Annotated in this window: 5 protein-coding genes; 3 read left to right on the top strand and 2 right to left on the bottom strand. The window is 62.3% G+C overall.

All coding sequences use genetic code 11. The features are described from left to right. Positions 1-638, bottom strand: a 638-nt coding sequence (gene bla / locus AC1D1X_RS16010; protein WP_477698641.1) for a class A beta-lactamase, incomplete at its 3' end; no start/stop codon positions are given. A 109-nt stretch (positions 639-747) separates the two neighbouring features. On the opposite strand from bla, the gene AC1D1X_RS16005 reads away from it, so the two are divergent. Both AC1D1X_RS16005 and AC1D1X_RS16000 read left to right on the top strand, forming a co-directional pair. Then, a complete protein-coding gene (locus tag AC1D1X_RS16005) occupies positions 748-1,611 on the top strand; it encodes a LysR substrate-binding domain-containing protein (RefSeq protein WP_477698640.1) in 864 nt (287 codons plus the stop codon). A gap of 53 nt (positions 1,612-1,664) precedes the next feature. Then, positions 1,665-2,588 carry a LysR family transcriptional regulator gene (locus AC1D1X_RS16000; protein WP_477669007.1) on the top strand — a complete coding sequence of 308 codons (924 nt, stop codon included), beginning with the start codon at positions 1,665-1,667 and terminating at the stop codon, positions 2,586-2,588. Between the two features lie 3 nt (positions 2,589-2,591). Here AC1D1X_RS16000 and AC1D1X_RS15995 read toward each other — a convergent pair whose 3' ends face one another. Continuing rightward, complete coding sequence (locus tag AC1D1X_RS15995; protein WP_477698639.1) at positions 2,592-3,803, bottom strand: D-amino acid dehydrogenase; 1,212 nt, start codon at positions 3,801-3,803, stop codon at positions 2,592-2,594. A 252-nt stretch (positions 3,804-4,055) separates the two neighbouring features. On the opposite strand from AC1D1X_RS15995, the gene AC1D1X_RS15990 reads away from it, so the two are divergent. Continuing rightward, a partial coding sequence (locus tag AC1D1X_RS15990) for a transporter substrate-binding domain-containing protein (RefSeq protein WP_477698638.1) occupies positions 4,056-4,675 on the top strand: 620 nt, incomplete at its 3' end.

Below are 4,675 nucleotides of genomic sequence, written 5' to 3'. Positions count from 1 at the left end.
GTGTCTGACAGCGCATTGCCCAGCACGATTTTTTGCACGGTGCCCAGCATGGCGGCAGGCGTAGTGGTGTCGCGTGGATCGCCGGGCGTGGCTTCATTCAGCGCGGTTTCAATGCGATCCAGTCGTGTCATGCGGTCACCGAGCGCGCGCGCGTAGTCGGTCAGGCCCTTGGGCCCGCCGAAGCTGGCCAGCATCAGGTTGGCGGCCGTGTTGTCGCTGACGGTGATAGTGGCTTCGCACAACTCCGCGAGCGACATGCTGCCACCGGCTCTTGGCCCGGTGACCGGTGAATGGGAAACCAGTGCCGCGCCGTCAACAGGCAGCAGGCGGTCCAGCCGTTCCTTTCCGGTGTCTACCCGGTGCAGCACCAGCGCAGCGGCCAGCAGCTTGAAGGTGCTGCACATGGGGAAGCGTTCCGCCGCGCGGTGCCCATGCTGTACGCCGGTACCGGTGTTGAGGATGGCAACGCCCAGCCGGCCGCCGCTTTCCCGTTCAAGGGCTTTGAGCTGCGCGGCGACTGAACTGGAATCAGCGGTTTGCGTTGTGCCGCTCATGCCCCATAAATTCTGGGCATGAACTGAAGCCATGCTTGCCGCCATGAAGCTTCCCAGTGCGCCGGTAAATTGTCGTCTCTGCATCATTTTTACTCTCGGGTTGGTATGAAAGCGGTAACGATATTGAAGGGCYGCAATTCCGGCAAACGGCAATAATCGAGGCAACTCATAAGTAAATCTTGGGCTTGAACAGATGCATCTTCCTTTGAACGCCTTGCGCGCCTTTGAGGTGTCCGCGCGCCACCTGAGCTTTACACGGGCCGYCGACGAGCTGAACGTCACGCAAACCGCGATCAGCCAGCACGTCAAGAACCTGGAAGAGCGCATGGGTGTCCCACTGTTCCGGCGGCTTCCGCGCGGCCTTGCCCTGACCGATGAAGGCCAGGCGCTGTTGCCCGCGCTATCGGAATCGTTCGGCCGCATCGGCGCGTTGCTGGAGCAATTCCGTGATGGCCGTTTTCGGGAAGTGCTGAGCGTCGGGGCTGTCGGCACTTTTGCCGTGGGCTGGCTGATCCCGCGCCTGGCGGCGTTCCAGCAAGCACACCCTTTTGTTGACTTCAGGTTGTTCACCAACAACAACCGCGTGGATCTGGCCGGCGAGGGCCTGGACTACGCCATACGCTTTGGCGACGGCGCATGGCACGGCACCGAAGCCGACCTGCTTTTTCCCTCGCCGCTGTCACCCGTCTGCTCACCTGCAACAGCGTCGCGCCTTCATGAGCYTGGCGATCTGGCCGGTGAGGTGCTGCTGCGCTCTTACCGGTCCGATGAATGGGTGAGCTGGTTTGCCCTGGCCGGTGTGGACTGCCCGGTGGTCAGGGGGGCGGTGTTTGATTCGTCCCTGACCATGGCGGAAGCTGCCGCGCAGGGCGCCGGCGTTGCCTTGCTCCCTGTGAACCTGTTTGTGCGGGAGTTGCAGGAAGGGCGCCTGGCAAGGCCGTTTCCGCTGGAAATTGAAAACGGCAGTTACTGGCTGACCCGGCTCAAATCCCGGCGCGTGACGGGGGCCATGGGCGTTTTCCGTGACTGGATCACCCGCACATGCTGCGCACGATAATTGCTGTGCTGAGCCTGCACCACCCCGCCTGAACACGCACCACGGAACCACCCATGCGCCTGCGCCACATCGAAGTCTTCAACGCGGTCATGCTCACCGGCAGCGTCAGCGGAGCGGCCCGCCTGATCAATGTCACCCAGCCCGCCGTCAGCCGCATCCTGCAGCATGCCGAGTTGCAGCTGGGTTTTGCCCTCTTCCAGCGCAGCAAGGGCCGGCTGACGCCGACCTCTGAAGCGTTGACGCTGTACCCGCACATCGAGCGGCTGTTTGCCCAGCTCGATGAAGTGCAGCGCCTGGCGGCCAACTTGAAAACCGGCGAAAGCGCCAGGGAACTCCGCATCCTGACGGTGCTGGCACTCAGCTACGAAATCCTGCCCCACGCGATCAAGCTCTTTCGGGTCAAGCATGCCGATGTGGCGATTACCGTGCGGGCGTTACATTCGCCGCAAATTATCTCGGCACTGGCGCTGCAGGAGGGGGATGTCGGTTTTCTTTTCAGCCCGGCAGCGCATTCGGCGCTGGCACAGGAACACCTGGCCGACGGCCGCATGGTGTGCGTTGCACCCAAGGGCATGCTGCCTGCGCGCCTCGTCAAGCGTGGCAGTGTCACGCTTGAGGATCTCACCAAAGTACCGGTCGTCGGGCTTGATGTGATGGACCCGGTGGGCCGCAGCCTCAACCAGGCCTGCCGCGAGGCAGGGGTGGGTCTCGAATTCCATATCACCGTGCAGACCTACCATTCGGCGCTGGCGCTGGCCCACCACGGGCTGGGCATTGCGGTGATTGACACGTGCACAGCGGCGTCCGCCGACCTGACGCGTGTGGACCTGCTGGAACTGGAACCCTTGATCCCGGTGCCCATCAATGCGCTGTTGCCTGCAGGCAAACCTGGCTCGGTCATCGTGCGGTCTTTTGTGAAATGCTTCCAGCAAGCCCTGACGCAGCGCGCTTCAGCGCCCGCGCTGCGCAAAGCCTGAAGGTCAGTGCTCCAGCATGCGGCTGATGCGTTGCGCAGAGCCGAACGCCAGGGTGAAGCCCAGCGCACCATGGCCGGTGTTGAACAACAGGTTGGCCGGGCCTTTCGCGTGTGTGCCAATGACCGGCAGGCCGGTGGGCGTGGCGGGGCGCATGCCGGCCCAGGGGCTCAGGGTTTCGAAGTTGCTGCAACCTGGAAAAACCGTTTGGGTCGACGCTTTCAGCGAAGCAATCTGTGCCGGGTCGACGGCGGTGTCGTAACCCGAAAGCTCGGCCATGCCTGCCACGCGCAGGCGCGAACCGATGCGGGCGAACACCACCTTGCGAGCGCTGTCGGTCACGCTCACCTGCGGTGCTGCGCCATCGCCAGGTGCGACGTCCACCGTAACGCTGTAACCCTTCAACGGGTAGACGGGAAGGTGCACACCCAGGGTGCGCGCCATGCGCGCAGACCCGGCACCCATCGCCATCACATAGCGGTCGGCTTCGAGATGGCCTTGCGGCGTCGCGACAGCTGCAACCAGGCCGCCGCGCACCACGAGCTGCTCCACGGGTGTGTCCAGCAGGAAGCGCACACCCTCRCGGCGCAGCACGTTGAACAGGCCGTCGCAGGTTTTCTGGCAGTCGGCAGCACACTCGCCCGGTGTGTAGATGGCGCCGGCGATGTGCCCGTGTCGGTTTTTCAGCGCGGGCTCGATCTCCACGCAGCGGTCGGCGCTGACGGCCTCCTGGGTACTGCCCAGTTCACGTTGCAGCAACATCTGCCGGCGCGCTGCAGCGAACGCTGCATCGCTGGCGTACAGCACCAGCTTGCCCGTGGCCGAGAAATCGCAATCCAGTTTTTCTTCGGCCATCATCGCGTCAAAAGACTGGCGGCTGAGCGCCGCCAGCGACAGCAAATGGCTGGTGGTGTTGCGTGAGGTCTTGCTGTTGCAGGCCGCCAGAAACTGCGCACCCCACAACCACTGGCGCACATCCAGGCGAGGCCGCAGCTTCAACGGGGAGGAGGGCGACAGCAGCAGCTTGGGAAGCTGCCGCCAGATGGCGGGATCTGCCAGCGGCTGCACGTAGGAGTAGCTCAGTTGTGCGCCGTTGCCRCCGCTGGCGCCGCTGCCGGGGCTGGCGCGGTCCACCACTGTCACCTCATGACCGGCCCGCCGCRAGCTGTAGGCGGTTGCGAGTCCCACGATTCCTGCACCGAGCACACACACATGCATAGAAGCCTCTTTGTTCCCTGAAAGAGCGCCACTTTACGCAGTGGGTACAAGTTTGAACAATGCTGAATGCGCGAGGGTTATGACGTGTGGTTATGCCCTTCTGCGAAGGTGGCAGAAGAGATTCTGGGTAAACCATGAGTTTTGGTCATGGGTTTGCCGCGAAAATGAATGACACATATCGCACGGCTGTTCCTACACTACCGATGCCAGTTTCCCGAAACTACCAACCCACCGCCCCCCGAAAGGACAAGCATGAAATTCACCATCCTCATGACCGCCGTGCTGCTGACAGCCGGCCTGGCCACCACCGCCGGCGCGCAAACGGTGCCGACGCTGAAAAAGATCGCCGACAGCAACAAGATCACCGTGTCGTATCGCGAAGCTTCGGTGCCTTTCAGCTACCTGATCGGGTCCAAAACCTCGGTGGGTTTTTCGGCAGAACTGACAGAAGCCATCATTGACGACATTCGCAAGAAGGTGAAAAAGCCGAATCTCGAAGTCGCCTACATGCCCGTGACTTCGCAAAATCGCATCCCCTTGCTGGTCAACGGCACCTACGACCTCGAGTGCGGCTCTACCACCAACAACACCGCGCGCGGCAAGGATGTGGCATTTGCCATCAACCACTTCTACACCGGCACCCGCCTGCTGGTCAAAAAATCATCCGGCATCAAGAACTACGCCGACCTGGCCAAAAAGACGGTGGCCAGCACGACAGGCACCACCAACGCGCAGGTGATCCGCAAGTACAGCGCCGATAAAAAGCTCGACATGCAGCTCATCCTGGGCAAAGACCACGATGATTCGTTGCTGCTGGTTGAGAATGACCGTGCCCTGGCTTTTGCCATGGACGACATCCTGCTGTTCGGCCT

It is taken from the genome of Polaromonas sp. P1_G4 (assembly GCF_056405475.1).
This window is presented reverse-complemented; position numbering and strand designations above follow the sequence as displayed.

What these genes read in the sequence shown, in the direction of transcription:
- AC1D1X_RS16000 (WP_477669007.1), top strand. Translation starts at nt 1,665, where the DNA reads ATGCGCCTGCGCCACATCGAAGTCTTCAACGCGGTCATGCTCACCGGC.